Below are 23,059 nucleotides of genomic sequence, written 5' to 3' on the forward strand. Positions count from 1 at the left end.
TGCCGGTCTCCTTTAAATGTAATAGTCTAATAACGGCGGATTTTGCGTGCCAAGGTGTTGCCGAGCGATTGAATCCCCTGCACCAGAATGATGAGAATAATAACGGTAGCGACCATGACCACCTTGTCAAACCGCTGATAGCCGTACACGATAGCCAAATCACCGACCCCGCCGCCCCCTACAGTTCCGGCCATTGCAGTTGCCCCGATGAGTCCGATGGTCGCCGTGGTCAGGGAGAGAATTAACGAGCCGATCGCTTCCGGCAGCAGGAAGTACCATATGACTTGTAACGGTGTAGCTCCCATAGCTTCCGCAGCCTCAAGAATGCCCGGATTGACCTCCAGCAGCGAATTCTCTACCAGCCGTGCGATATAAGGTGCGATGTAGATAATAAGCGGAACAATGGCGGCACTGGTTCCAATCGAGGTATGAACAATTGCCCGTGTTACCGGAATGATAGCAACGAGTAAGATAATGAACGGAAGCGAACGGATGATATTGATCACCGGATTGAGTGCGGTATAGAGCGCCTTATTCTCCAGCACACCGCCTGGACGGGTAATGACCAGCAGGATGCCGAGGGGAACCCCCAGAAGCGACCCTACAAAAAGAGAGACACCCACCATCTGAATCGTTTCGATAATCGCCTTCAGGAATTGCTCACTTGTGATCGATGTCGAGAACATAGGATTTCACCTCCTCTACGCGGACCTCATGCTGCTTCATGTAATCCAGGGCCGCTTCCATCTGGGCCGGATCACCCTGCAGTTGCACGATAATCGTGCCGAGCGTCGTCTCTTGAATCTCTGTCGTATTCGCAAACAGGATGTTGACCTTAACACCATAGGACCGGATAATCTCATACAGCACAGGCTCAGAGGCGCTCTCCCCGGCAAAATTCAGCTTATACACCCGGCTCCCCTGCTCTGTCTTCAGAGTTCTGCGGACGCTTGCGGTCATGCTGTTCTGAATGACGGTCTTGACGAAATTCTGCGTGGTCTTATGCTTCGGTTCCCCGAACACATCCAGCACGCTGCCCTGCTCGATAATCCGCCCCTCTTCCATCACGGCTACCTTGTTGCAGATTTCCTGAATCACCGACATCTCATGCGTGATGATCATCACCGTGATGTTGTATTCCGCATTGATCCGCTTGAGCAGCTGCAGAATGGACTGTGTCGTCTGCGGGTCGAGGGCCGAGGTGGCTTCATCGCACAATAGTATCGAAGGATTCGAGGCCAGCGCCCGGGCAATCCCGACCCGCTGCTTCTGTCCGCCTGACAGCTCGCTCGGATAGCTTCCGGCCTTATCACTTAATCCGACGAATTCGAGCAGCTCCTCCACCCGCTTGCGGATCTCCGCCTTGCTCTTTTTCAGCAGGACTAGTGGAATAGCCACATTGTCGAACACCTTTTTGGACTCCAGCAGGTTAAAATGCTGAAAAATCATGCCGATGTTTTTCTTGGCTGCCCGCAGCTCTTTGTCGCTGTACGCACCCAGATCATGTCCGTCTACCAGTACCTGGCCCTCAGACGGCCGTTCCAGGTAATTGACCAGGCGGATGAGCGTGCTTTTTCCGGCGCCGCTGTAGCCGATGACCCCGAAGATATCGCCCTTCTCCACCTTCAGGCTAATCCCCTTCAACGCTTCAATCTTCACCTCTTTGCGGGTGAATGTCTTGGACACATTCCGTAGTTCAATCATGGTTGTTCCCCTCAATCATCTGGTAAATTTGCGATTCAAGCCTGCTGCTTCAGCTTCGCAAGCGCCTCTTCGGCCAGCAGAGCGAAATACTTGGCCGCCGGCAGAATGGCCGCCTCATCGACATCGAAGCGGGGATGATGCAGCGCAGGGTTCGGGCCGGTGCCGATGTTCACAAAAGCACCCGGGACCTGCTGCAAATAATAGGCGAAATCCTCTCCGCCCATCTGCGGCGGAATATCATGCACCTCATAGCCTGATTGTGCAGCCACCTCTTTGGTGAAGTCTGTCCATTCCCCGTGATTAATGGTGGCCGGCGGGCCGGGATACCAGTGCAGCTTCGCCTCTGCTCCGGCAGCGGCTGCAATCCCTTCAATGATCCGCGTCATCTGGGCCGGGATGCTGCTACGGATCTCTTCATTATAGGTACGTACTGTGCCTTCCAGCTCCACCTTCTCCGGCAGGACATTCCAGGTGAAGCCCCCGTTGATCCGGGTCACACTGAGCACGACCGGCTCTTGTGTATTATTAAGGCGGCTGACTACGGTTTGCAGCATCGTAATGATCTGCGCGGCGGTAACAATGGTGTCAACGCCTTTCTCCGGTGTAGCTGCGTGAGCGCCGCCCCCTTGCACTGTTATCTCAAAGCGGTCTACCCCCGCCGTTAGAGCACCCGTTCTTGTGCCGAACGCCCCAACAGGCAGGTCCGGTGAATTATGTAATCCGAATATAGCTTCTACCCCGTTCAGCCCCCCGGAGGCCAGCACGCCTTCCGCACCATGCCCCGTTTCTTCGGCCGGCTGGAACAGGATTCTGACTCTGCCCGGCAGCTCATGCTCACGCTGCTTCAGCAGGCTGGCCGCACCCAGGATGACAGCGGTGTGGAAGTCATGCCCGCAGGCGTGCATGACTCCCGGAATCTCTGAGGCGAACGGCAGGCCCGTCTGCTCCTCAATCTGCAGGGCATCGATATCGCAGCGGATCGCTACTATGCTGCCGTCACCTTGTCCAATCTCGGCTATAAGTCCGGTCTCCAAAGGGAGATCCAAGACCTTTATATTCTCTTCTGTAAGCCATGCACGCAGCTTCTCTGTCGTTCTATATTCCTGATAGCTTAGCTCCGGTTCACGGTGCAGGTTCCTCCGCACTCCGGTTAACCGTGCTGCCAGTGCTTCTTCCGTCTCATGCTGTGGTCTCATAGGCCTGCCAATCTCCCTTCGTTATGTGTGTTCAATTCCTCTAATCCGCTCCAGCGCCGTTGCGAGACTGCTTAAGATATGCTCCCGCATCGCCTGCTCCGCCCCTGTTTCATCCCTGGCAACGATCCGCTGCAGAATCACCAGATGCTCCTCGTCCGCCTGCGTATTCCAGTCCCCGTGCAGCGAGACATATCGGCAATAACGGAGGGAACGGTCCCTTAATTGATTAAGCACCTTCTCAAAAGTCTTCAGTTCGCTGATCTCCCACAAGTAATCATGAAATTCGAAGCCGTAGGATACCACATCCTGCTGATCCCCCAGCTGGAAGGATTGCTTCAGGTTCTCCAGAATCAGCGTTAACCGCTGAATATCCTTGATCGTAGCGTTCCTGGCAGCGCTTCTGGCGATATGGCCTTCAAGCATACTGCGGATCTGGAAGATCTCTTCGACCTCCTTGAGCGTTAAGGGAGCTACCCGCAGCCTGCCGTTGGGCTGGCGCACCAGGAAGTCCTCATTCTCCAGCCGCTGGATCGCTTCTCTTAACGGAGTACGGCTAACCCCAAGGAGAGCCGCCAGATTCTCTTCGTTGACCGGCTGATCCGGCTCCAGCTCACTGTCTATTATTTTTTGCTTCAGTGCATAGTAGGTATTATCCTTCGACAATCTTCGTGAACGCATTTCCATAGAATTTATGGCTCCTCGCTATCCGTTTGCGGGTCGCTTTTAACGGTAATATCGATAACTGTATAATTGTATACAATTATTAAAGATGAGAGATATTCAAGATAAAATGAAAGTTAAGGTTGAAAATCTCACTGTGTAATCAAGCTTTTTTCATACTATAATCCCATTATCCCCACTAGTCAAGTATGTTTTATAGGGGAATCAATAATCGACATTAATTGGACAAAAAAAACTCCTGAAGATGTCGGGTATTGCTAACACCTTCAGGAGGGCTATTCATCTTACTAAGTTTCAAATACGATCTCATCACCTGTCTCACTCTTGTTGAAAGGGTAGCTATATTCTTTGAACCTAAATTGGATTTCCGAAATCTCATCAGGTAAGGGTGGAGAAATCACGTATTTATAGGATGCATGATCAGATCTGCTCCCACCATTAATCATTCGGCAGTCATATTGGTCATTAATATTTAGTTCGTAATGGCTATGCTGATGGGATTTGGAATCCATTTCCGGCTCATTGTCCCAATCTATATTTAGTGTTAATACACTTGCATTTGTGTATTGCTTCATAGAAGTTAAAGTATAGAATCGATCACCTATCACGACTGACTTCAGAATTGCAATGTGTTGTCTAAATCCGGTTGGTTCAATCGTCGGTTTATACTGTTCTTCATTCATCATATTTCCAAACATCGACATCAAGAATCCCTCATAAAGCCCGTGTTCCTCTGACCATTTAGAAATATATTCAAACGGAGGAAATCCTGGATTATTATCCGAGACCTCCTTTCTCTTCTTGATCAAAGAGCAAATTTCTTTATCAATATCAATAATTCGTTCATCATAATGCTCTGTTGGACGTTCAAACGGCATTCGTATCATCTTAACCACCTCTCATATCCATTAATTATTACATCACTATATTTTAACATATAATGGTTTAAGTCAACACAAAACAACCTCCTAATAAGTACAGTTTGCACCATACATAATTAAGAGGTTTCGGAGACAACAATCCACGCTTACTTTATCAATAATTCAGCATTTACAGGCTTAGCAAGGCTCCGCCGCCGGATTCCCCGCTTCTTCCTTCGTGCGGAACGAGGAGCCGCAGCCGCATGTAGCGCTAGCGTTAGGGTTGTTGATGGTGAAGCCGCCGGTCATGCCGGATTCTTCGAAGTCAATCTCCAGGCCGTTGAGGTAACGGAGATCGTCTTTGCTGACGACCACCTTCAGACCTGCAACGTCCATGTAGACGTCCTGCTCAGTCTCGGTATCATCGAAGCCCATAGCGTAAGAGAAGCCGCTGCAGCCCCCGGCGGTTACGCCCAGACGGAGAAACATATCAGGCACTTCCTGCGCCGCCAGCATAGTCTTCAATTGGCCTGCCGCTGTCTCACTTATGTTAATCATAATTACAACCTCCTTAGGGTTCATTGTATTGGAATCAACCAGCCTTCCGGCTGTATCGTAATGAAATCAATGCCGGGCAGAGAATGAATGCGTATGATGTATATCATTTTCATCCGTGCTTAAAATCAGTATACTCCACTATTCTTCTGCCCTCAAGTCGCAAACCGGGCGCAATTAGGCGATTTGTACCGGAAGGCCCGCAGTTTCTGGCGGTTGCTCCCCCCCCCGGGAGAGGTTTATAATGAGAAAAGCGATAACCAAAAAAAATTCAGAAAATTGTCACGGGGGTTGCAGCAGACCTCTATTTATAATGCCGGCCTGTTGCCGGATATTCTCAGGTACACGATTACGCGATGCAGTCGCCTCGCCAACCTTCAGGAGGAAATTATATGTCTACTCTTATTACACCCCACACGGATGCCCGGATGGCGAACATCATTGAGAAGGTTCGCGGCGGAGAACGATTGAATTTGGAAGACGGCGTTTATTTATATGAGAGCAACGATTTGTTAACGATCGGACAGCTCGCGAATGAGGTCAATCTGCGAAAGAACGGGAATAAAGTCTATTTTATTGAGAATATGAGTCTGTATTTCACCAATGTCTGCGAATCCCGCTGCGCCTTCTGCAATTTCCGCAAGGATGAAGGCGAAGAAGGAGCCTATACCCTCTCCGGCCAGGAGATGGTGGAGTATGTGAAGCAGCATATTCATCCCGGCGTGCGCGAGTTCCATATTGTAGGCGGCCATAATGATAATGTGCCCTTCCAGTACTATGTTGATTCGCTGCGGGCTCTGAATGAGCATTTCCCGGAGGTTACTCTTAAGGCCTACACAGCGGCAGAGATTGACTTCTTCACCCGCATCAGCGGACTCAGCATCCGTGAAGTGCTGGAGCAGCTGCGCGCCGCCGGATTGAAGACCCTGACTGGTGGAGGGGCAGAGATTCTGTCTGACCAGTACCGCAAAAAAATGCGCGTTGATAAAGCCAACGTCGAGGAATATCTCGAGGTGCACCGCACGGCCCATCACCTTGGCATGAAGACCCATACCACGATGCTGTACGGATCGATTGAATCCCGCGAGGACCGCATCCGCCATATGCTGCAAATTCGTGACCTGCAGGACGAGACCGGCGGATTCATGGTATTCATTCCGCTGTCCATGCAGCCCAAGAACAAGAATGCCGGCATTATGCGCCGCAACTCCGCTTATGAGGACCTCAAGACCATTGCGGTCAGCCGTCTGATGCTGGACAACTTCGACCACATCAAGGCGTACTTCATTAATATCGGGGCCCAGCTGACCCAGGTAGCTCTTAGCTTCGGAGCCTCTGATGTGCACGGCACCATCCTCAAGGAACGGATCAGCCACGCTGCCGGCGCGCTGACACCGGAGGGGCTGACCCGGGATGAGCTGATCTGGCTCGTGAAGGGTGCGGGACGGATTCCTGTTGAACGGGATACGTTCTATAACGAGATCAAAGTATACGAATAAGTAAGCTGAATCGAACCTCAGCCTGTACACGCAGAACTGCCTTGTCCATTACGTACCCGAAAGGAAGATCTGTTCGCATGAGAACCCTACTTGTCCTGGGCGGCGGCTACGGCGGTCTTGCCCTCATTTCGCAATTGCTTAATAATCATCTCCCGCCTGATGTGGAAATCGTTCTGGTGGACCGGATGCCATATCAGGGGATCAAGACGGAATATTATGCACTGGCCGCAGGCACAGTCACGGATTATCATCTGCGGATTCAATTCCCGGTACACCCCCGCCTGACCGTACGTTACGGGCAGGTGGGCTCCATTGATCTGGAGAGCAGGGTAGTCCTGCTCGATTCCGGGGAGCCGATAGCCTATGATATCCTGGCGATTGCCCTCGGCTGTACGGATAATTACCATAACATTCCGGGAGCCGAAGAGCATGCCTGCAGTATACAGAGCTTCGCCGGAACCCGGGAAACCTACCGCCGGCTGAACGATGTGAAGCCTTATGGGACCGTGAACATTGTCGGCGGAGGGCTGAGCGGTGTCGAGATTGCCTCGGAGCTGCGGGAGAGCCGGCCCGATCTGAATATCTCCCTCATGGACCGGGGAGAACGTATTTTGTCCTCTTTTCCGGTCAAGCTGTCCAGGTATGTCGAGGAATGGTTCAGTGAGCATCAGGTGGAGACCATAGGCCGGGTATCGGTCTCCCATGTAGAAAAGGATGCCATCTTCAATGGCACTCAGGCCATTCCGGCCGATGTTACAGTATGGACGGCCGGCATTCAGCCGGTGAAGGCCGTACAGCAGCTTGAGCTTCCGAAGGACCGGGGAGGCAGGCTCATTGTCGGGAAATATTACAATTTAGCCGATTATCCTGAAGTGTATGTGATCGGGGACTGTGCCAGCCTGCCCTTCGCCCCCAGTGCACAGGCGGCAGGTGCCCAGGGCGAGCAGGTCGGCCAGATTATTCAGGCGCTATGGCTGGGGGAGACCCCGAAGCTGCATAAGATTAAGCTGAAGGGCACTCTCGGTTCACTCGGCAAAAATGCCGGCTTCGGCCTGATGGGCCGCCGCTCCGTCATGGGCCGGGTTCCGCGCCTGCTGAAGAGCGGCGTCCTGTGGATGTCCAAACGCCATTTCGGGTGAATTCAGCCGCCGGAGCGGGCAGCAATCCGGTCTTAGCCTTTATCCCGGATTAGTCAATCTCCAGGTTGTCCCAGGCCTCCGCCTCTCGTATAGCGGCCTCAATCGCCTCTTCCAGGGCAGCGGGGGAATCAGCTTCGATGATCTCCCCGTCAACCATGGCGAAAGGCTGGAGATAGCACTCTCCGCAGTTGTTCAGACAGCCGTACTCCACTACATCATATTCAGGGTTTTGTTCCAGCTTAAGCTTGAGCGGTTCAGTGCCATGCCCGATGTTGCTGGCACAGAATTCTATAATTGGTCGCATGATGATCTCCCTATTCTGCCTTAACCATTTTATTTTTTAACTTTTTGTACTATAATAAACATACGAAAGGAGTGATTGAGAAATGAGTGAGAATGTTCAAAGCGCAACCATGTACGATGAAGTACTGGAAGTCCTTGATAAACTTCGTCCGTTCCTGCAGCGCGATGGCGGTGACGTGGAACTGATTGATGTTGAAGACGGCATCGTCAAGCTGAAGCTTATGGGTGCATGCGGCAGTTGCCCAAGCTCCACGATCACGCTGAAAGCCGGGATCGAACGCGCCCTGATTGAAGAAGTAGAAGGCGTGGAAGAAGTCATCCAAGTATTCTAATCCCGTTTCATAAACCATCCCGGCCTCCGAGAAGAGGCCGGGATTTTTTTTATTATAGTGGATTTCGCCTTAAGGATCAACCATTGGGCTATTCAAAAAACCAGAAGCCGCTCCGCCAGCCATCTCTGGCTACCGGGCTTCTTCTGGTCTCATTGGAATATTCAGCTTCTATGGTCAGCCTTAGAATGCCGGAACAATGGCACCTTCATACTGCTTCTCGATGAACGCCTTCGCTTCCGGGGATGTCAGCGCTGCTGCCAGCTTCTGAATCGCATCGGAATCCTTATTGTCAGGACGGGCTACCAGCAGGTTGGCATACGGGGAGTCCCCGCCTTCGATGAACAACGCATCCTTCGTTGGAGACAGCTTGGCATCCAGGGCGAAGTTGGTGTTAATCAGCGCCAGGTCCACTTCATCCAGCTGACGGGGCAGCATCGCAGCATCCAGCTCAATGATATCCAGCTTCTTGGCATTCTCGGTGATATCCGCTTTGGTCGAAGCAATATTCGTATCGTCCTTCAGCTTGATCAGTCCGTTCTTCGCCAGCAGAATCAATGCGCGTCCTCCATTAGTTGCATCATTCGGAATGGCAACCTTGGCACCTTCTGCCAACTCGTCAATCGATTTGATCTTTTTGGAATAAGCGCCAAATGGCTCAACATGAACAGCGGTTACAGATACGAGATCTGTGCCGTTCTTGGTGTTCTGATCATCCAGGTAAGGCTTGTGCTGGAAGAAGTTCGCATCGAGCTGCTTCTCGGCAAGCTGTGTATTCGGCAGGATATAATCCGAGAATTCTTTGATCTCCAGCTTAATGCCTTGGGCTTCAAGCTGCGGCGCAATCGCTTTGAGGATTTCCGCATGCGGTACAGCAGAGGCACCAATCACTAGGGTTACCGGTTCTGCCGCAGGCTCTGTAGTCGCTTCTGCACCAGCAGCTTCCGTAGGTGCTGTTGTTGCAGCAGAATTCGCGGCGTTATTCGCCTTGTTGTTCCCGCAAGCGGCAAGCACCAATATCAAGGTCAGGCTGAATAATGTAAGCAGTACTTTTTTCATCTGTAAATCCCCCTCTAATCCATATGTTTTATTGAATAAGGCTATATGTGGACGTACCTTATTTCCGTGTAAAATATTTTACCAGCCGGTCGCCGGCCATTTGCAGCAGCTGCACTAGAATCACTATCAGTGCCACTGAGATAATCATAACTTCCTTCTCATAACGGTAATAGCCGTAACGGATCGCCAGATCCCCCAGACCGCCGCCACCAATAAATCCCGCCATGGCAGTATACGAGACAAGGGTCACTACAGTAATGGTTATTCCGGCAAGCAAGCCCGGACGAGCCTCCGGCAGCAAGACGCGCATCACGATCTGCCCTGTGGAAGCCCCCATGCCCTGCGCCGCTTCAATAATTCCCCGGTCAACCTCCCGCAGCGCCGTTTCCACCAGCCTGGCGAAAAAGGGAGCCGCACCGACCACTAGTGCCAGAATGGTTCCACGCACACCGATGGAGGTGCCCATAATGATCTTACTGAGCGGAATCAGAGCCACCATTAGAATGATGAACGGAACGGAGCGCAGGATATTTACGATGAACGATAATGCCGAGTAAACAGCTCTGATAATAACGTTATTTGATCTTCCCCATAAATATAGCATAATTCCGAGCGGTAAACCAAGGATAATTGTGAATATTCCTGAAATAACTACCATGTTAAGTGTAGCCACCGTTGCATCGAGCATTTCTGACCAATCAATCTTATTAAAATCCAGTCCGCCCATCAGGAAATCACCTCCACATCAAGACCTTGGGCTATAAGCTCCGTCAGCGTAGTATCCACGGCATCAGCAGCTCCTTCAAACCGGACAATCAATTGTCCGTAAGGAACATCCTTGATCGTAGAGATGGTGCCATGGAGAATCGCGAAGTGGACGCCTGTCCCCTGAACCACCTGGGAGAGCGTGGATTCGTAAGTCTTGTGCCCGAGAAAAGTGATCTTCACGGCCTTCGTATAGCCTGTATGCACAGCGTCAATCGCCTGCCGGAGCGGCCCCTCCGACTGGGTCTCACTGCGGATGAATTCTTTGGTCACCTCATGCTTCGGCTTCAGAAATACCTGGGCCACCTCGCCCTGCTCGACGATGCCGCCGCCATGGATCACCGCCACGCGGTCGCAAATGCTCTGAATCACATGCATTTCATGGGTGATCAGCACGATGGTCAGATGGAATCTGCGGTTGATATCCATCAGCAGGCGCAGTATGGAGTCTGTCGTCTGCGGATCAAGCGCCGAGGTCGCTTCATCGCATAACAGAACGTCCGGATCACTCGCCAGAGCCCGGGCAATCCCGACACGCTGCTTCTGTCCGCCGGATAACTGGGCCGGGTACTTATTCCTGTGCTCCTCCAATCCGACCAGGGTGAGCAGATCCTTAACCTTTTGTTCAATCTCACTCCTGGAGGCTCCGATCAGCCGCAACGGAAACGCGATATTATCATAGACTGTAGCCGATGAGAGCAGATTGAAATGCTGAAAAATCATCCCGATCTTGCGCCGCTGCTCCTGGAGCTGCCCCTGGCTGAGTGCTGTCAGCTCCACACCGTCCACCCACACTTCGCCCGCAGTCGGACGTTCCAGCAGATTAATGCAGCGGATCAGCGTGCTTTTGCCGGCCCCGGAGTGACCGATCACCCCGAAGATCTCGCCCTTCTTGATCGACAGGCTTAGTGCAGAGAGTGCAATCGCCTGCTTGCTGCCTTTGCCGTACACTTTGGTTATATCCTTCAATTCTATCAACCTCTGCGTCCCCCTTCTGTTCTAACCTAAACATTGCAGAAAAAAGACCCCCTACGATCCATGCAGATCGCAAGAGGCCCTGTGTGTATAATGACAATGCCTTCTCATCTGCCAAAACCCCCGGAACCGGCGGCATTGTAGGAATTAGCACCATGACATTTGGATGCAGCGCTTCGCTGTATTCAAACCGGTTGCCGGGCTTCATCGGGCCTATCCCTCCGCCGCTCTCGATAAGATCATAGTATGAAGTTATATATTCCGTGTCATGTCAGAAGCTAATGTATGCCTAAGTATATTCAGTTTCGAGTTTTTTGTCAAAGGTAAGTTTTTACGGATGGGCATGTCCGGATTTCGGGCCTGCGGCCGCTTGATTCTTGTGCCATTGTTCATTGCCGTACCTGAATGCGGCCGCCAGGGATTGGCATACCATCTCCAGACTCTGCTTCAAATCCTCCAGGTGGCTGTCGAGATCCTCCAGACGGATCTTGTCATGCAGCCCCTGGTGACGCTGCCAGAGATCGTCGGTCATCTCCGCATTCATGTAGTGGATCTCGGCATTGCGCCGCTTGCGCAGATTCTCCACCGGCTCCCGATAGGAATTGCGGATTCTGTCCAGCTCATCCGCCAGCGGATGATGCGCCTGAAGCAGCTGGAATTGCCGCAGCACCGTGAAGTAGGAGAAATGTGCCTTGACCTTGCCTGTGTTGAGATTGTACACATTATTCAGCACCGTGCCCAGCTTGTCCAGCAAAGAGAAGACACGGATGAAGCCATCCTTGTAGAAATACACATATCTGGCGTACTCCCCCTGCTCCGTGGACGACATATCATCCATATAACCGGCAATCACTGACTTCCGGAAAAAGGCGGCTGCGAACCAGCTCTGCTCCAGCTCATCCAGAGAGGAGATCAGGCCGCGTGTCCAGATCTCCAGCTTGCGGTATTCATGGTCATGGTCTTCATGCGCCGCCATCTCCTTGCGCAGCACGGAGGCAGCCTTCGCCATGGACTCCATAGCTTCAGCCAGCACACCGCTGTTCACGCGGGGCGGCTCTCCAAGTAACGTCCGCAGCATATTTTGACCCCCTTAAAGTTCACTTCTACGCCAGAGGAAAATAACGGCTCCAGCCCCGGTCTACCCACTTCGCAATATCCTCGCTCACAGCCAGCTCCTCCGGGTATCCCGGCTTCATCCGGGCATCTATAATGATCGGCTGCGTATAGCTGACACTGCCCCGGTGTACCCCGGCCGCCGAATAAATATCATCCGCCGGATTGAAGCGGGTGAATACGGTCCACAGGAAGGAGGTCTGCGTGCTTACCGCCTCCTCCGCCTGATCGACCAGCACAATCAGCGGCCAGGCGGTCTCCCGCTCCTTGAAGGCAGCCGCCAGCCGCTCCGGCAGCTCCGGGTCCTCTTCATAGGATGCACCGGAAACGGCTAAACATCCTCCGCAATAAGGCACAGCAGCGGTGATTGATGGAAGCAGCCCCTCTGTATAAGTCCGCGGCAGCTGCCGGACCGGGCTGCCGATGCCCGCCATCACCGCCTTGCTGCCATGATTCAGCTTGCGGCCGGTATAATCCAGCGTATCCATGGAGGTATTGGCAAAGATCGTCAGATCCGACTGCGGGTTGAAGCGCTCAAGTACCGTTTCCAGCAGCTTGGGGAAATCGGTAAGCTCCACCTGAACATTAGTCAGCAGAAGGAATTTGGTTAAGGAGAGCTGTCCTTCCCCCAGAATACGAAATGCTGATACCATATACTCGCGCGGATAGCTTTCCCTTACAACCGCCGAGGTCAGTGAATGCGAACCGGATTCGGAGTAGGTCCACAACGCTTTGACCGAAGGGATCAGCAGAGGATAGGCCGGAGAGAGCAGCCGCTGCAAATAATCCTTCAGATAATAATCCTCCTGGCGCGGCTTACCGGCAATGGTCGCTGGATAGATGGCATCTTTGCGGTGCCACATCCGCTGAACATGCATGACCGGGAACTCATGCTGCATGGAATAGTAGCCGGACTGGCTGCCGTACGGCCCTTCCGCTCTCCGCTCCAGCGGAGACACACGTCCCCGGATCGAGAATTCCGCTTCAGCCGGAATACGGTGCCCGCCCAAGGGGTCCTGCACCATGGGCAGCTTGCCGCCCAGCATCAGCGAGGCCAGCAGCAGCTCCGGTATCCGTTCCGGGACCGGAGCCACTGCCGCAGCAATCAGGGCCGGCGGCCCGCCGATGAAGACCGACACCGGCAGAGTCTCCCCGAGAAGCTCTGCCTGCGAGTGATGGAATCCGCCGCCCTTATGAATCTGCCAGTGGAGACCCGCCGTGCTGTCGTCATACATCTGAATCCGGTACATGCCGAGATTATGATCCTTGGGGTTGGTGATATTCTCCGTATAGACCAGAGGAAGCGTGAGGAATGCCCCGCCATCCTTGGGCCAGGCGGTAATCCGGGGCAGCTCCTTCAGCGGATCACTGCTGCTGCAGACACCGAGTACCGGAGCTTCTCCTTGCGGTATGCTCTTGATGCCTGCCCGCAGCAGCTCAAGCAGCACCGTCTTCTCCCGCCATAAGCCGGCGGCTGAAGGTGGAATCAACTGCTCCATCGCCAGGGTCAGCGACTTCAGCAGCTGCTCCGGTCTTGTCCCGAAGGCCTTGTTCACGCGCCGGACGGTACCGAACAGATTCGTAGCGACCGGGAACGGTGTTCCTTGCACATTCGTGAAGAGCAGTGCCGGGCCTTCCTCCTGCACCACCCGGCGGTGGATTTCGGCAAGCTCCAGATAAGGATTAACCGGCGTATCAATCACTGCCAGATCCTTATCCCTGCGGAGCTGCTCAATCCATTGTCGTAAGTTACTGTATCGCACTATAGCGTTCCTCCTCAAACAGGACCTTATGCTTATCCCGTCCCCCGTTGCCGTTTGCTTATCACTTGCTGCCCCTGCCAGCTCCGCTTAACTGCCAGACCCTCACACTCATATAGCACAGAACCCCAAAAAGCCCGGAGATCAGCACAATATGGGACAACGCAGCAAATATGTACAATCGTTCATTATTTAGCGTGTATACCACAGCCGCTCCGCTGAATACCTGCATCAGGCACAGCAGAACCGCCGCCACTCCCAGAGCTCTCAGCTCAGGCAGCTCCTTATGCTTCCAGAAGGCCAGGTGACCCAGCACAGCAGTCAGCAGGAATAGAATCGCCGCTGCAATCCGGTGCATAAATACGACCCCGACTCCGCCGCTCATCTCCGGAATCCATTCTCCGTTACACAGCGGCCAGCCGGAGCAACCGCCCTGTGAGCTGGTATGGCTTACGTAGGCCCCCATATAGACCACGATATATGAATATACTGCAGTAACCCATGTTAAGTTGCGGAAGGCGACACGGACTTGGGGGCTTTCCGTGCTGCGGTCCCCTCCGGGGGCGAATGACCGTCTGGTCCCAAGTGCCAGCATCAGGGAACCGGCGAAGGCAATCAGCGAGAACCCCATATGCAGGGCCATAACCGCAGCAGACTGCGATTTGACTACCGCAAGCGCTCCCATTCCGCCCTGAACGATGACGAAGATCAGGGTCAGCAGGGCATAGGCCAGCAGATCTTTACGGTGCCTGGCATAACGCCAGAAGGCAACCATGGAAGCCAGGGACAGCAGGCCAGCCAGGCCGCTGAACAAGCGGTGGGTATATTCAATCAGAGAGCCGATCGTATAGGCTGGAATCAGCTTCCCGTGGCACAGCGGCCACTGATTTCCGCACTCCAGTCCCGAACCGGTCTTGGTCACCACAACCCCGCCGAACAGCGCCATGAACATAATGAGACAGGTCAGATAGCTGAGCCATTTTAATTGAAGTGTCGTCAATAATATCACCCGTATTGTATAGGAATGAGTAGCGTCAAAGAATAGAAAAAAAGCACCGCTTCTGCTCGGATAGGGCGAAAGCGGTGCTGCGGAATTACTTGTGAATGCTGAGATAAACGTCCAGCGCCGTATCAAGGAACTTCTCAATTTCCTCCCGGGACTTCCGGAGCTTGTTCACAAACCGGACCAGTTCCCGTCCATCAGTGTACGCGACAAAGCTAGGAATGCCCAGTATATTCTGTTCCTGGCTGACATCGCCTACGGCATCGACATCCACTTCGACCAGGGTAAGACGCTCAGCATATTTCTGTTCCACATCAGGCATGAACGGATCAATAAATTTGCAATCCACACACCAATCTGCCTTGAAGACTGCCACCGTCAGGCGCGGAGACTGAATTGCTACCTGGAACTGGGCAGGCGAGCTGATTTTGTCCATCAATTGACCATTCCCTTCTATCAGAAAGTTCCACACGAAGCTTGCTCTTTAAGTGAATCAAAATGTACGGAATAAGTCAAACAATAATGACAAATCAAGACAATAGTCATATCATTATTCACCAGCGCGTATACGGGCCGGCTGCAATTTCATCAGAGGACCCAGCACCTTGCGCAGCAGACGGGGATAACCGGCAATCTCCTGGCTGCTGAGTACGCCCAGAATAATCAGGAGAACCAGATAGACGATCACGACTGCCGCTCCAACTACCAGACAGGTAATCAGGAAGGCCAGACGAGCCGGCATCAGATTAGTCATCAATAGGCCTGCTTCATTCAGACCATAGCCGATGCCTGCCGAGGCCAGGACCGCAATGGAGAAGCCTCCCCAGCGTTTGCCGAGAATGGCGAAGGGGACGATTTTTTTGAGCATCCGCAGATTAAGCAGCGTTATGACAATGAAACACAGGGCTGTGGAGCCGATAATGCCATAGATGCCGAACCACTGGCTGAACAAGAAGTTAGAACCAAACTTCACGAGGATACCAACAAGCACGTAATACATGGATATCCGCGATTTGCCCATTCCGAGCAGGATCGAGTTCGTAGTCATCATCGTAATCTGGAAAATAGTACCGAGCGTCAGCATCGCCACAATGCCGCTGCCGTCCAGAGTTTTGAACAGCAGGCCATTAACGGAATAGGCAGCCACGACCAGTGAGAGCACAACCGGTGTGCCGGTCAGAATGGACACCCGCATGGCCAGTGTGATCTGGCGCTGCAGGTGCTGCTCATCTTTGCGGGCGAAAGCAGCAGATATAATCGGAATCAGCGATGCACTTAGGGCGATCGACAATACCGGAGGAATACCAGCTACACTCTGTGCACGGCTGCCGAAGATACTTAGGGCCCAGGTAGCCCGCTCCATCCCGATCTGACCGCTAAGCAGCGGTACAATAAAAGAAGTATCAATAAAGTTCACTACAGGCACAGTAACGGAGGATAATACAATCGGTATGGACAGCTTGAAAATATCCTTGTAAATCTTCAGAAGAGGCAGACGTGCTTCACTGGATTCATAAAGAGCAATCTTCTCCTCGCTGTTGCGCAGCTTCCTGGCATAATACAGCATCACGCCGAAGGCGCCGATACTGCCGAGCACACTGCCGAAGGATGCACCTGCCGCCATCCAGGTGTTACTGTATCCCTGGCGCAGCAGAATGAACGCAAGCAGAATGGCCGTGGATACCCGGGCAATCTGCTCGACAATCTGTGAAATGCCCCCGGCCATCATATTGTTACGGCCCTGGAAATACCCGCGCATCATCGCGATTGCGGGGAACAGCAGCAGCGCCGGAGCAATCGCCCGGATGGCCAGCGTACTCTCGGGAACCTTACTGTATTCTGCGTAATAAGGAGCGGCTATGTACAGCGCCACACTCATAAGCACACCAACAATTGCAGCAAAGATGAGAGCGGCCCTGTACACCTGCTGCGCTTCATGCGGGCGGTTCAGCGCGTAACGCTCGGACACCATTTTGCTCAGTGTGCTGGGAATTCCGGCTGTCGCCAGCGGCAGCAGCAACAAATATACATTATTAGCGATCGTAAATGACGCATTCCCTGTTGTATTGAATAAATGCTCCAGCGGCACCCGCTGGGCAAGCCCGAGAACGCGGGCTACAAGCGCGGCTGCCGCCAGAATAAGCGTGCCTTTGACAAAGGATTCTTTCTTGGTGGACAAACTGTTTCGCCTTCTTCACAATAAATTTAAAACCGTCCGATCCAGATAAAGAAGAGGACGACCATAACAATCTGCAGAATAATCTTGACGACTGTGCTGCTGAACAGCCCGAGCAGGGCGCCGAAGCTGACCTTCACCGCTTTGCCGGCCTTCTCGCCGGCAATCAGCTCGCCGATGAAGGCACCTACGAACGGGCCAATCAGCAGGCCAAACGCCGGAATCACAAATGGGCCGGCAATCAGACCGATGGTGCTGCCAATGACGGAGGCGCGGGAGCCGCCGAACTTTTTGACGCCCCAGGCCCCGACCACGTAATCGGCAATGAACAGAACAACAACGATCAGCGTCTGGGCAATCCAGAACCAGGGACCGAAGGAGTCGAAGGAAAAGAACCAGCCATATACAAAGAAAGCCAGGTAAATCGCAAGCGCCCCCGGCAGGATCGGATATACCGCCCCCGCCAGCCCGATTGCGAACAAAGCAATGATCAGAATCCAGCCCAGAATTGTCAATTCCCTCAACTCCTTAAGTTTGTTTCGATAGGTAAACTCATGTGATCTGGAATTCTCTAATGGTGTCGGTCGTAACTGCGGTGAATTTTGGCTTCCGGCCGCTGTTGTCACCAGATTTCTTAATTTAGTTAGCGGTGGAAATCCGGTGACAAAGGCGGTCGCTGACGCTCCTACAGCTCAAACTTCCCCTCCGTTACTCCCACGGTCATTATCTTTTCATGTATTACGTTAAACCTTTCCAAACCACTTTACTCGCCTCTCAGCCTAAGCCTGCTTGGATATGCGTCCGGCCGAGGTTCCGGCCTCTGTGAGGATGTACTTCTGGATCACTTCCGCGATCCCGTCTTCGTTGTTTGAAGCCACAACCGCATCCGCTTCCTGCTTAACAGTTTCCTGCGCATTGCCCATAGCCACTCCGAAGCCGGACTGCTGGATAGCTGCCAGGTCGTTGAGGCTGTCGCCTACGGCAACAACCTGGGACATGTTAATGCCCAGCAGCTTGCAGACTTCAAGTATGCCTGAAGCCTTGTTGACGCCCAGCGGATTAATCTCCAGGTTGAACGGCGAGGAGTTCGTGATCTCCAGCCCGCCCAGCTCCTGTAGCCGCATAAGCAGCTTATGACGGATATCGTTATCCTCGGTGGAATAGCCGAATTTCAGCCATTCTCTGCTGTCAATTTCCCCGTCCCAGCTATCCCGGTTGTACACTTCATCTACGGAGTAAGCCCAGAACCAGATATCGAATTCTTCAGCGATCTTGTGCATCTCTTTGACCAGCTCTACATCCATCAGGGACCGGCGGTACAGCTCATGAGGCGCACGCCAGACTTCACTTCCGTTGACCATAATCATCGGAGTGTTCAGGCCAAGCTGTTCAGCATAAGGCATTGCACTGCGCGAGGAGCGTCCGGTAGACAGGCAGACATGTACACCGGCCTCCATCGCTTTTTTGATCCATTCCACCGTAAGCGGGGTAATCTTCTGTTCGTCGTTCAGTAGGGTTCCATCCATATCCAAGGCTAGCAGGCGGTATTTGGCAGTCATTTGCCACCCCTCCATTCTTGGTTGCTCTTTCGTTTGAAGGCAACCGTATATTTGGTGTTCTCGCTAATCCATGTCCATCTTGACTATAATATCATCAGTTTGTTGCCGGAGTATTACCGGAAGCAGCGCCATCATTTGGGTTCGCTGTTTTCAGGCTTTTCTTAGGCACACCGTCCAGCCCGTATTCCCAGTCATAAGCGTCGAAAATTTTACGTGCAACCGGAGCGGCACTATTAGAACCGAATCCGCCTTCCGGAATGACCACAGCAACCGCTAACTTAGGATTATTACGCGGGGCAAAGGCAATAAATACCCCGTTATCGCGCAATTGCCCTTTTCCCAGCTGCTGGGATGTACCTGTTTTGCGGGCAAAGTCATAAGGGAAATCGTTGAAGGCGGTAACCTTACTGTTCATGCCCTTTTTAATTTCTCTCCAAAAGGACTTGTCAAAGGTCGTCACTTCATCCAGAACCTCGCGCTCAAACTGCTTGACTACCTTGCCCTCTGAATCCGTGATCTTGCTGACAAGCTGCGGCTTGATGCGCACCCCTTCATTCGCAAGCGTAGAGGCATACTGGGCTAACTGCAGCACCGTATAGCGGCCCTGCTGTCCGAAGGAGGCATAGACCAGTGCAGCTTGCGCACTGCCCGCTGCCTTAGTATCTGTGTAGTTGATCTGTCCCAGGTATTCATTAGGGAGACCGCTCTGCGTAGATACGCCCAAGCCGAATTCCTTCATATACTTATCCCAGATATCAATGCCCTTACCCTTGTAATGCTCATAGAGCTTCTTACCGATCATATCCACCATGAACACGTTGGAGGAATCTTCAATCGCCTTAGCCGGACCCATCCGGCCGTATACGTGACCCGAGGAATTTCGGACAGAGGATTTATCATCCTTACCGAAATAGGCAATACCTTTGTCAGTGTACGTAGAGGAGGTACTGAAGAAGCCTTCATTCAGACCAATCAGCACCGTCAGGGGCTTAATGGTGGAACCGAGCAGTACAGTGGAGCCGAATCCATGACCGGACAGGCCCGAAGAATATGGGGTGATAGTCCCGTTCTGGTAATTGCCCATGATCTTGTTCCAGGTATCTGAATCCAGCTTCTCCGCTGTCCAGACATTGGTATCATAATCCGGCATACTGGCCATGGCCACGATATTGCCGGTATCGACTTCCATCGCCACAGCGTAACCTGTCTTGGCGTCAGGATGAGTCTTGCCCTGTACAGAGTTGCGGTGCAGCCAATTAATCTGTTCGGTGATGGCCTGCTCCGTCTTAAGCTGAACATTCTTGTCAATCGTCATCCAGATATCATTACCCTTGACAGGCGGCACTACCTCCTCCACCTTCTCGGCCATGTTCTGCGGATTCACCGAGATGACCTGATAGCCGTTCTTGCCGCGCAGCTCCCGCTGATATTGCAGCTCCAGGCCGTCGAAGCCGACGAATTCATCGTCTTTATAATTCAGGCCGGGATCTGCGCTGATCTTCTTCATCGCACTCTGAATATTCTTGTAGATGTTGAGCGTGTTGGAGGATTTGAAGGGCTTGATATACCCGACCGTCTGCACGGCAACGGTATCCTTGTCATAATGACGCACGCCTTCTTCCACGATCTCAAGGCCGGGGAATTCGCTTTTGTGTTCCATGAAATAAGCGATTTCCTTGGTGGTCAGACCCGATTTGATCTTACGGGCCATATAGCCCGAATATTTCTTGAAATATAAATCCAGGGAATTAATCACTTCATTGACGGTCAGCTTCTCGCCGTTCGGATCGCCATATTCGTCAAATTTCGCAACCAGATTGTTCGCCAGCGCATAAGCATTGGCCCTGGCCTCCGGCTTCAAAGAACTGATTCCCGTCTCCTTATCCACCACTTTGGCTGTGTATTCCTTCGTGAGCGTAACATACAGTGATTGAATGGAGGTGGAGTAGGCAATTTGCTCGCCTGCGGCTGCGCGGATGCCGCCGCGGATGGAGGCGAGGGGTACGCTTTTGGTATCCCGGCTAGTCTCCACCTCGCTCAGCGTGGGTCCCTCAACAAATTGAATAACAGCGAGACGAATAATAATGACGCAAAAAATAACAAACGTGCTGAAGAAAAACACGTTAAGCCGCAGGCCAAGCGAGCTCTTGCTGTCCTTCTCTTCCGGGGGGGAGGCCTGCTTTCGGAAAACACCCACAGTTTTTCACTCCTCTACATCAAAATAAACCGTTTAGTCCACCCTTGACTCTGGCACATTCTTCTTGGGAACTCCATCCAGTCCGTATTCCAGGTCATAGGCTTCAAAGATCCGGCGCGCTACCGGTGCGGCACTGTTCGATCCAAAGCCGCCCTCCGGAATGATCACGGCCACTGCAAGCTTAGGATGCTCTCGCGGAGCATAAGCAATGAATACCCCGTTGTCGCGGATATTCCCGTAGGCTTCCATCTCAGAGGTTCCGGTCTTGCGGGCGAAGTCATAAGGGAAGCCGTCAAAAGCCGGTACTTTGGTATTCATCCCGCGCTTGATCTCTTTCCAGTAAGCAGGGTGAAACGAGATGCTATCCAGGACTTCCCGTCCAAATTGCTTAACGATCTTCCCGTCAGGATCTGTAATTTTACTGACGAGCTGGGGCTTAATCCGCACGCCTTCATTCGCAAGTGTTGCCGTATACTGGGCAAGCTGGAGTGCGGTGTATTTCCCCTTCTGGCCGAAGGAGGCATGTACCAGCGCCGCCTGGGCAGAGCCTGCCTTCTTCGTACCGAGATATTCGGCAACTCCGGCACTTTCACCGGGAAGCCCGCTTTGCGTAGACACGCCAAGACCGAATGCCTTCATATATTTGTCCCATATAGCAATGCCTTCCTTGGGATACTTCTTATACAGTGCATTACCGACCCACTCTACCATAAAAGCATTCGAGGACTCCTGAATGGCCTTCGCCGGACTAAGCGGGCCCAGGACATGGCCGGAGGAGTTCTTCACCGAGGAGCTGTTATCCTTACCGAAATAAGCGATCCCTTTATCCATGTAAGTATCGCCGGTAGTGAATAAGCCTTCTTCCAGACCGATCAAGACACTTAACGGCTTAATCGTGGAACCCAGATAGATTAATGACTTCAGCCCGTTGCCGGAGACACCGGAGGTAATATCGTTAATCGTCCCGTTCTGATTATTATCCCTAATCTTCTCGTACACTTCGGGCGACAGCGTCTCGGCGTTCCAGACATTCGTATCATAGTCCGGTATATTGGCCATCGCGACTACATTGCCTGTATCCACTTCCATCGCAACGGCATAGCCGGTGAGCGCATCCTTATGAAGCTTCCCCTGTACAGGATTACGGTGCAGCCAGTTGAGCTGATCCATAATGGCCTGCTCTGTTCTCATCTGTACCTGCTTGTTAATGGTCATCCAGATATCGTTGCCCTTGACAGGCGGAACCGAAGCGATAACCTCCTCGGCCATATTCTGGGCGTTCACAGAGAGGGTCTGATACCCGTTCTTCCCTCTAAGCTCACGCTGGTATTGCTGTTCAAGACCATAGATGCCGACGAACTCATCTTCCCTGTAGCTAAGCCCCGGGTCCGCATCCGTTTGTTTCATGGCGCTGCGGATATTTTTGTATAAATTATATCCTGTTTCTGTAGAACGGAATTGCTTCATATAACCAACCGTTTGGACGGCCACCGTGTCCTTGTCATAATGGCGGATGCTCTCCTCTACAACAGAAATCCCGGGATAGCTCTGCCTGTTCTCCATCAGATGGGCCACTTCCTTCATCGTAAGACCGGCCTTGATCTTACGCGGGACATACCCCAGCGACTTCCTGTAATCAAGGTCCAGCAGCAGCAGGATATCTTCCTTGGACAGCTTCTTCGCAGAAGGATCACCATATTGTTCAAAAATGGATGACAGCCCCTCCACCAGCGCCTTCCTATTCGCCTTGGCTTCAGCGGTGGGTTCATATACGCCGGTCTTCTTATTCTTGACCTTGGCGGTGTATTCTTGGGTTAACGTAACGAATAAAGACTGAACCGGTGTGGAATGGGCAATTTTTTCCCCTCCGGCCGCATGAATAGTCCCCCGGATCGCCGCAAGCGGAACATCCTTGGTCTCCCGGCTGGCCTCCACCTCGCTAAGCTCGGGACTCTCCACAAACTGCAGTCCCGCAAGCCGGATCATAATGATCACAAAAATAAAAAAAGTGCCGAAAAAAAACAGATTTATACGTAAGCTCAGGTAGTTGCGGGTCTCTCCATTGCCGGGGCCGGAGCCCGGCTTACCGAACCATCTCACAGCAAGTCCTCTCCTTGTATGGTTTACAGTACTGCTAATCCGTCAGATCACGGGCAAGAGCCCTTCTTGAAATATAAGAATTTATA

22 protein-coding genes and 1 riboswitch are annotated in these 23,059 nt (G+C 52.5%); of the genes, 3 read left to right on the forward strand and 19 right to left on the reverse strand.

The window, feature by feature from the left end; genetic code table 11:
- Nucleotides 1-26: 26 nt before the first annotated feature.
- The 6 genes from MHH28_RS16760 to MHH28_RS16785 form a co-directional block, all read right to left on the reverse strand.
- Complete coding sequence (locus tag MHH28_RS16760; protein ID WP_405104206.1) at nt 27-686, reverse strand: methionine ABC transporter permease; 660 nt, start codon at nt 684-686, stop codon at nt 27-29.
- Nucleotides 661-1,704, reverse strand: coding sequence for a methionine ABC transporter ATP-binding protein (locus MHH28_RS16765; protein ID WP_405104207.1), 1,044 nt, complete (start codon nt 1,702-1,704; stop codon nt 661-663). Before MHH28_RS16765 ends, MHH28_RS16760 begins: the two co-directional genes overlap by 26 nt.
- A gap of 35 nt (nt 1,705-1,739) precedes the next feature.
- Entirely contained in the window at nt 1,740-2,900 is a 1,161-nt protein-coding gene (locus MHH28_RS16770; protein ID WP_405104208.1) for an amidohydrolase, read from the reverse strand.
- A 21-nt stretch (nt 2,901-2,921) separates the two neighbouring features.
- The gene (locus MHH28_RS16775; RefSeq protein WP_405104209.1) at nt 2,922-3,584 is read right to left on the reverse strand and encodes a GntR family transcriptional regulator; all 663 of its coding nucleotides are present in this window, start codon (nt 3,582-3,584) and stop codon (nt 2,922-2,924) included.
- 284 nt (nt 3,585-3,868) lie between these two features.
- The gene (locus MHH28_RS16780) at nt 3,869-4,468 is read right to left on the reverse strand and encodes a hypothetical protein (protein ID WP_405104210.1); all 600 of its coding nucleotides are present in this window, start codon (nt 4,466-4,468) and stop codon (nt 3,869-3,871) included.
- Between the two features lie 171 nt (nt 4,469-4,639).
- Nucleotides 4,640-4,999 carry a HesB/IscA family protein gene (locus tag MHH28_RS16785; protein ID WP_405104211.1) on the reverse strand — a complete coding sequence of 120 codons (360 nt, stop codon included), beginning with the start codon at nt 4,997-4,999 and terminating at the stop codon, nt 4,640-4,642.
- Between the two features lie 389 nt (nt 5,000-5,388).
- Between MHH28_RS16785 and mqnE the strand changes: the two genes are divergently transcribed.
- Nucleotides 5,389-6,495, forward strand: a complete 1,107-nt coding sequence (mqnE, locus tag MHH28_RS16790) for an aminofutalosine synthase MqnE (protein ID WP_405104212.1) — start codon at nt 5,389-5,391, stop codon at nt 6,493-6,495.
- Nucleotides 6,496-6,572: 77 nt separating this feature from the next.
- Complete coding sequence (locus tag MHH28_RS16795; RefSeq protein WP_405104213.1) at nt 6,573-7,634, forward strand: NAD(P)/FAD-dependent oxidoreductase; 1,062 nt, start codon at nt 6,573-6,575, stop codon at nt 7,632-7,634.
- A gap of 49 nt (nt 7,635-7,683) precedes the next feature.
- On the opposite strand, the gene MHH28_RS16800 is transcribed toward MHH28_RS16795, so the two are convergent.
- Nucleotides 7,684-7,938 (reverse strand): YuzB family protein, encoded by a 255-nt coding sequence (locus MHH28_RS16800; protein ID WP_063829082.1) that lies wholly within the window; start codon nt 7,936-7,938, stop codon nt 7,684-7,686.
- Nucleotides 7,939-8,020: 82 nt separating this feature from the next.
- Here MHH28_RS16800 and MHH28_RS16805 point away from each other — a divergent pair, with 82 nt between their 5' ends.
- Nucleotides 8,021-8,269 carry a NifU family protein gene (locus MHH28_RS16805; protein ID WP_238653568.1) on the forward strand — a complete coding sequence of 83 codons (249 nt, stop codon included), beginning with the start codon at nt 8,021-8,023 and terminating at the stop codon, nt 8,267-8,269.
- 180 nt (nt 8,270-8,449) lie between these two features.
- On the opposite strand, the gene MHH28_RS16810 is transcribed toward MHH28_RS16805, so the two are convergent.
- From MHH28_RS16810 to MHH28_RS16865, 12 genes are all read right to left on the reverse strand, one after another.
- Complete coding sequence (locus tag MHH28_RS16810) at nt 8,450-9,325, reverse strand: MetQ/NlpA family ABC transporter substrate-binding protein (protein WP_405104214.1); 876 nt, start codon at nt 9,323-9,325, stop codon at nt 8,450-8,452.
- Between the two features lie 58 nt (nt 9,326-9,383).
- Nucleotides 9,384-10,052, reverse strand: coding sequence for a methionine ABC transporter permease (locus tag MHH28_RS16815; RefSeq protein ID WP_405104215.1), 669 nt, complete (start codon nt 10,050-10,052; stop codon nt 9,384-9,386).
- Nucleotides 10,052-11,068 (reverse strand): methionine ABC transporter ATP-binding protein, encoded by a 1,017-nt coding sequence (locus MHH28_RS16820; RefSeq protein WP_405104216.1) that lies wholly within the window; start codon nt 11,066-11,068, stop codon nt 10,052-10,054. The genes MHH28_RS16815 and MHH28_RS16820 overlap by 1 nt, the downstream gene beginning before the upstream one ends.
- A 101-nt stretch (nt 11,069-11,169) precedes the next feature.
- Nucleotides 11,170-11,305: riboswitch (SAM riboswitch) on the reverse strand.
- A 91-nt stretch (nt 11,306-11,396) separates the two neighbouring features.
- Nucleotides 11,397-12,143: a Cthe_2314 family HEPN domain-containing protein gene (locus tag MHH28_RS16825; protein ID WP_405104217.1), complete on the reverse strand. Its 747-nt coding sequence runs from the start codon at nt 12,141-12,143 to the stop codon at nt 11,397-11,399.
- 25 nt (nt 12,144-12,168) lie between these two features.
- The gene (locus MHH28_RS16830; protein ID WP_405104218.1) at nt 12,169-13,941 is read right to left on the reverse strand and encodes a UbiD family decarboxylase; all 1,773 of its coding nucleotides are present in this window, start codon (nt 13,939-13,941) and stop codon (nt 12,169-12,171) included.
- Between the two features lie 61 nt (nt 13,942-14,002).
- Complete coding sequence (locus MHH28_RS16835) at nt 14,003-14,938, reverse strand: COX15/CtaA family protein (RefSeq protein WP_405104219.1); 936 nt, start codon at nt 14,936-14,938, stop codon at nt 14,003-14,005.
- A 94-nt stretch (nt 14,939-15,032) separates the two neighbouring features.
- On the reverse strand, nt 15,033-15,377 hold the full coding sequence (locus MHH28_RS16840; RefSeq protein WP_036722030.1) for a thioredoxin family protein: 345 nt from the start codon (nt 15,375-15,377) through the stop codon (nt 15,033-15,035).
- Between the two features lie 114 nt (nt 15,378-15,491).
- Complete coding sequence (locus tag MHH28_RS16845) at nt 15,492-17,120, reverse strand: polysaccharide biosynthesis C-terminal domain-containing protein (RefSeq protein WP_405104220.1); 1,629 nt, start codon at nt 17,118-17,120, stop codon at nt 15,492-15,494.
- Nucleotides 17,121-17,146: 26 nt separating this feature from the next.
- Nucleotides 17,147-17,632, reverse strand: coding sequence for a DUF456 domain-containing protein (locus MHH28_RS16850; RefSeq protein ID WP_405104221.1), 486 nt, complete (start codon nt 17,630-17,632; stop codon nt 17,147-17,149).
- Between the two features lie 264 nt (nt 17,633-17,896).
- A complete protein-coding gene (locus MHH28_RS16855; protein WP_209993170.1) occupies nt 17,897-18,676 on the reverse strand; it encodes a Cof-type HAD-IIB family hydrolase in 780 nt (259 codons plus the stop codon).
- Nucleotides 18,677-18,770: 94 nt separating this feature from the next.
- Complete coding sequence (locus MHH28_RS16860) at nt 18,771-20,873, reverse strand: peptidoglycan D,D-transpeptidase FtsI family protein (protein ID WP_405104222.1); 2,103 nt, start codon at nt 20,871-20,873, stop codon at nt 18,771-18,773.
- A gap of 33 nt (nt 20,874-20,906) precedes the next feature.
- On the reverse strand, nt 20,907-22,973 hold the full coding sequence (locus MHH28_RS16865; RefSeq protein ID WP_405104223.1) for a peptidoglycan D,D-transpeptidase FtsI family protein: 2,067 nt from the start codon (nt 22,971-22,973) through the stop codon (nt 20,907-20,909).
- Between the last annotated feature and the right edge of the window lie 86 nt (nt 22,974-23,059).

The sequence above is a fragment of the Paenibacillus sp. FSL K6-1217 genome (assembly GCF_045040735.1).
Classification (GTDB): Bacteria; Bacillota; Bacilli; order Paenibacillales; family Paenibacillaceae; genus Paenibacillus_AQ.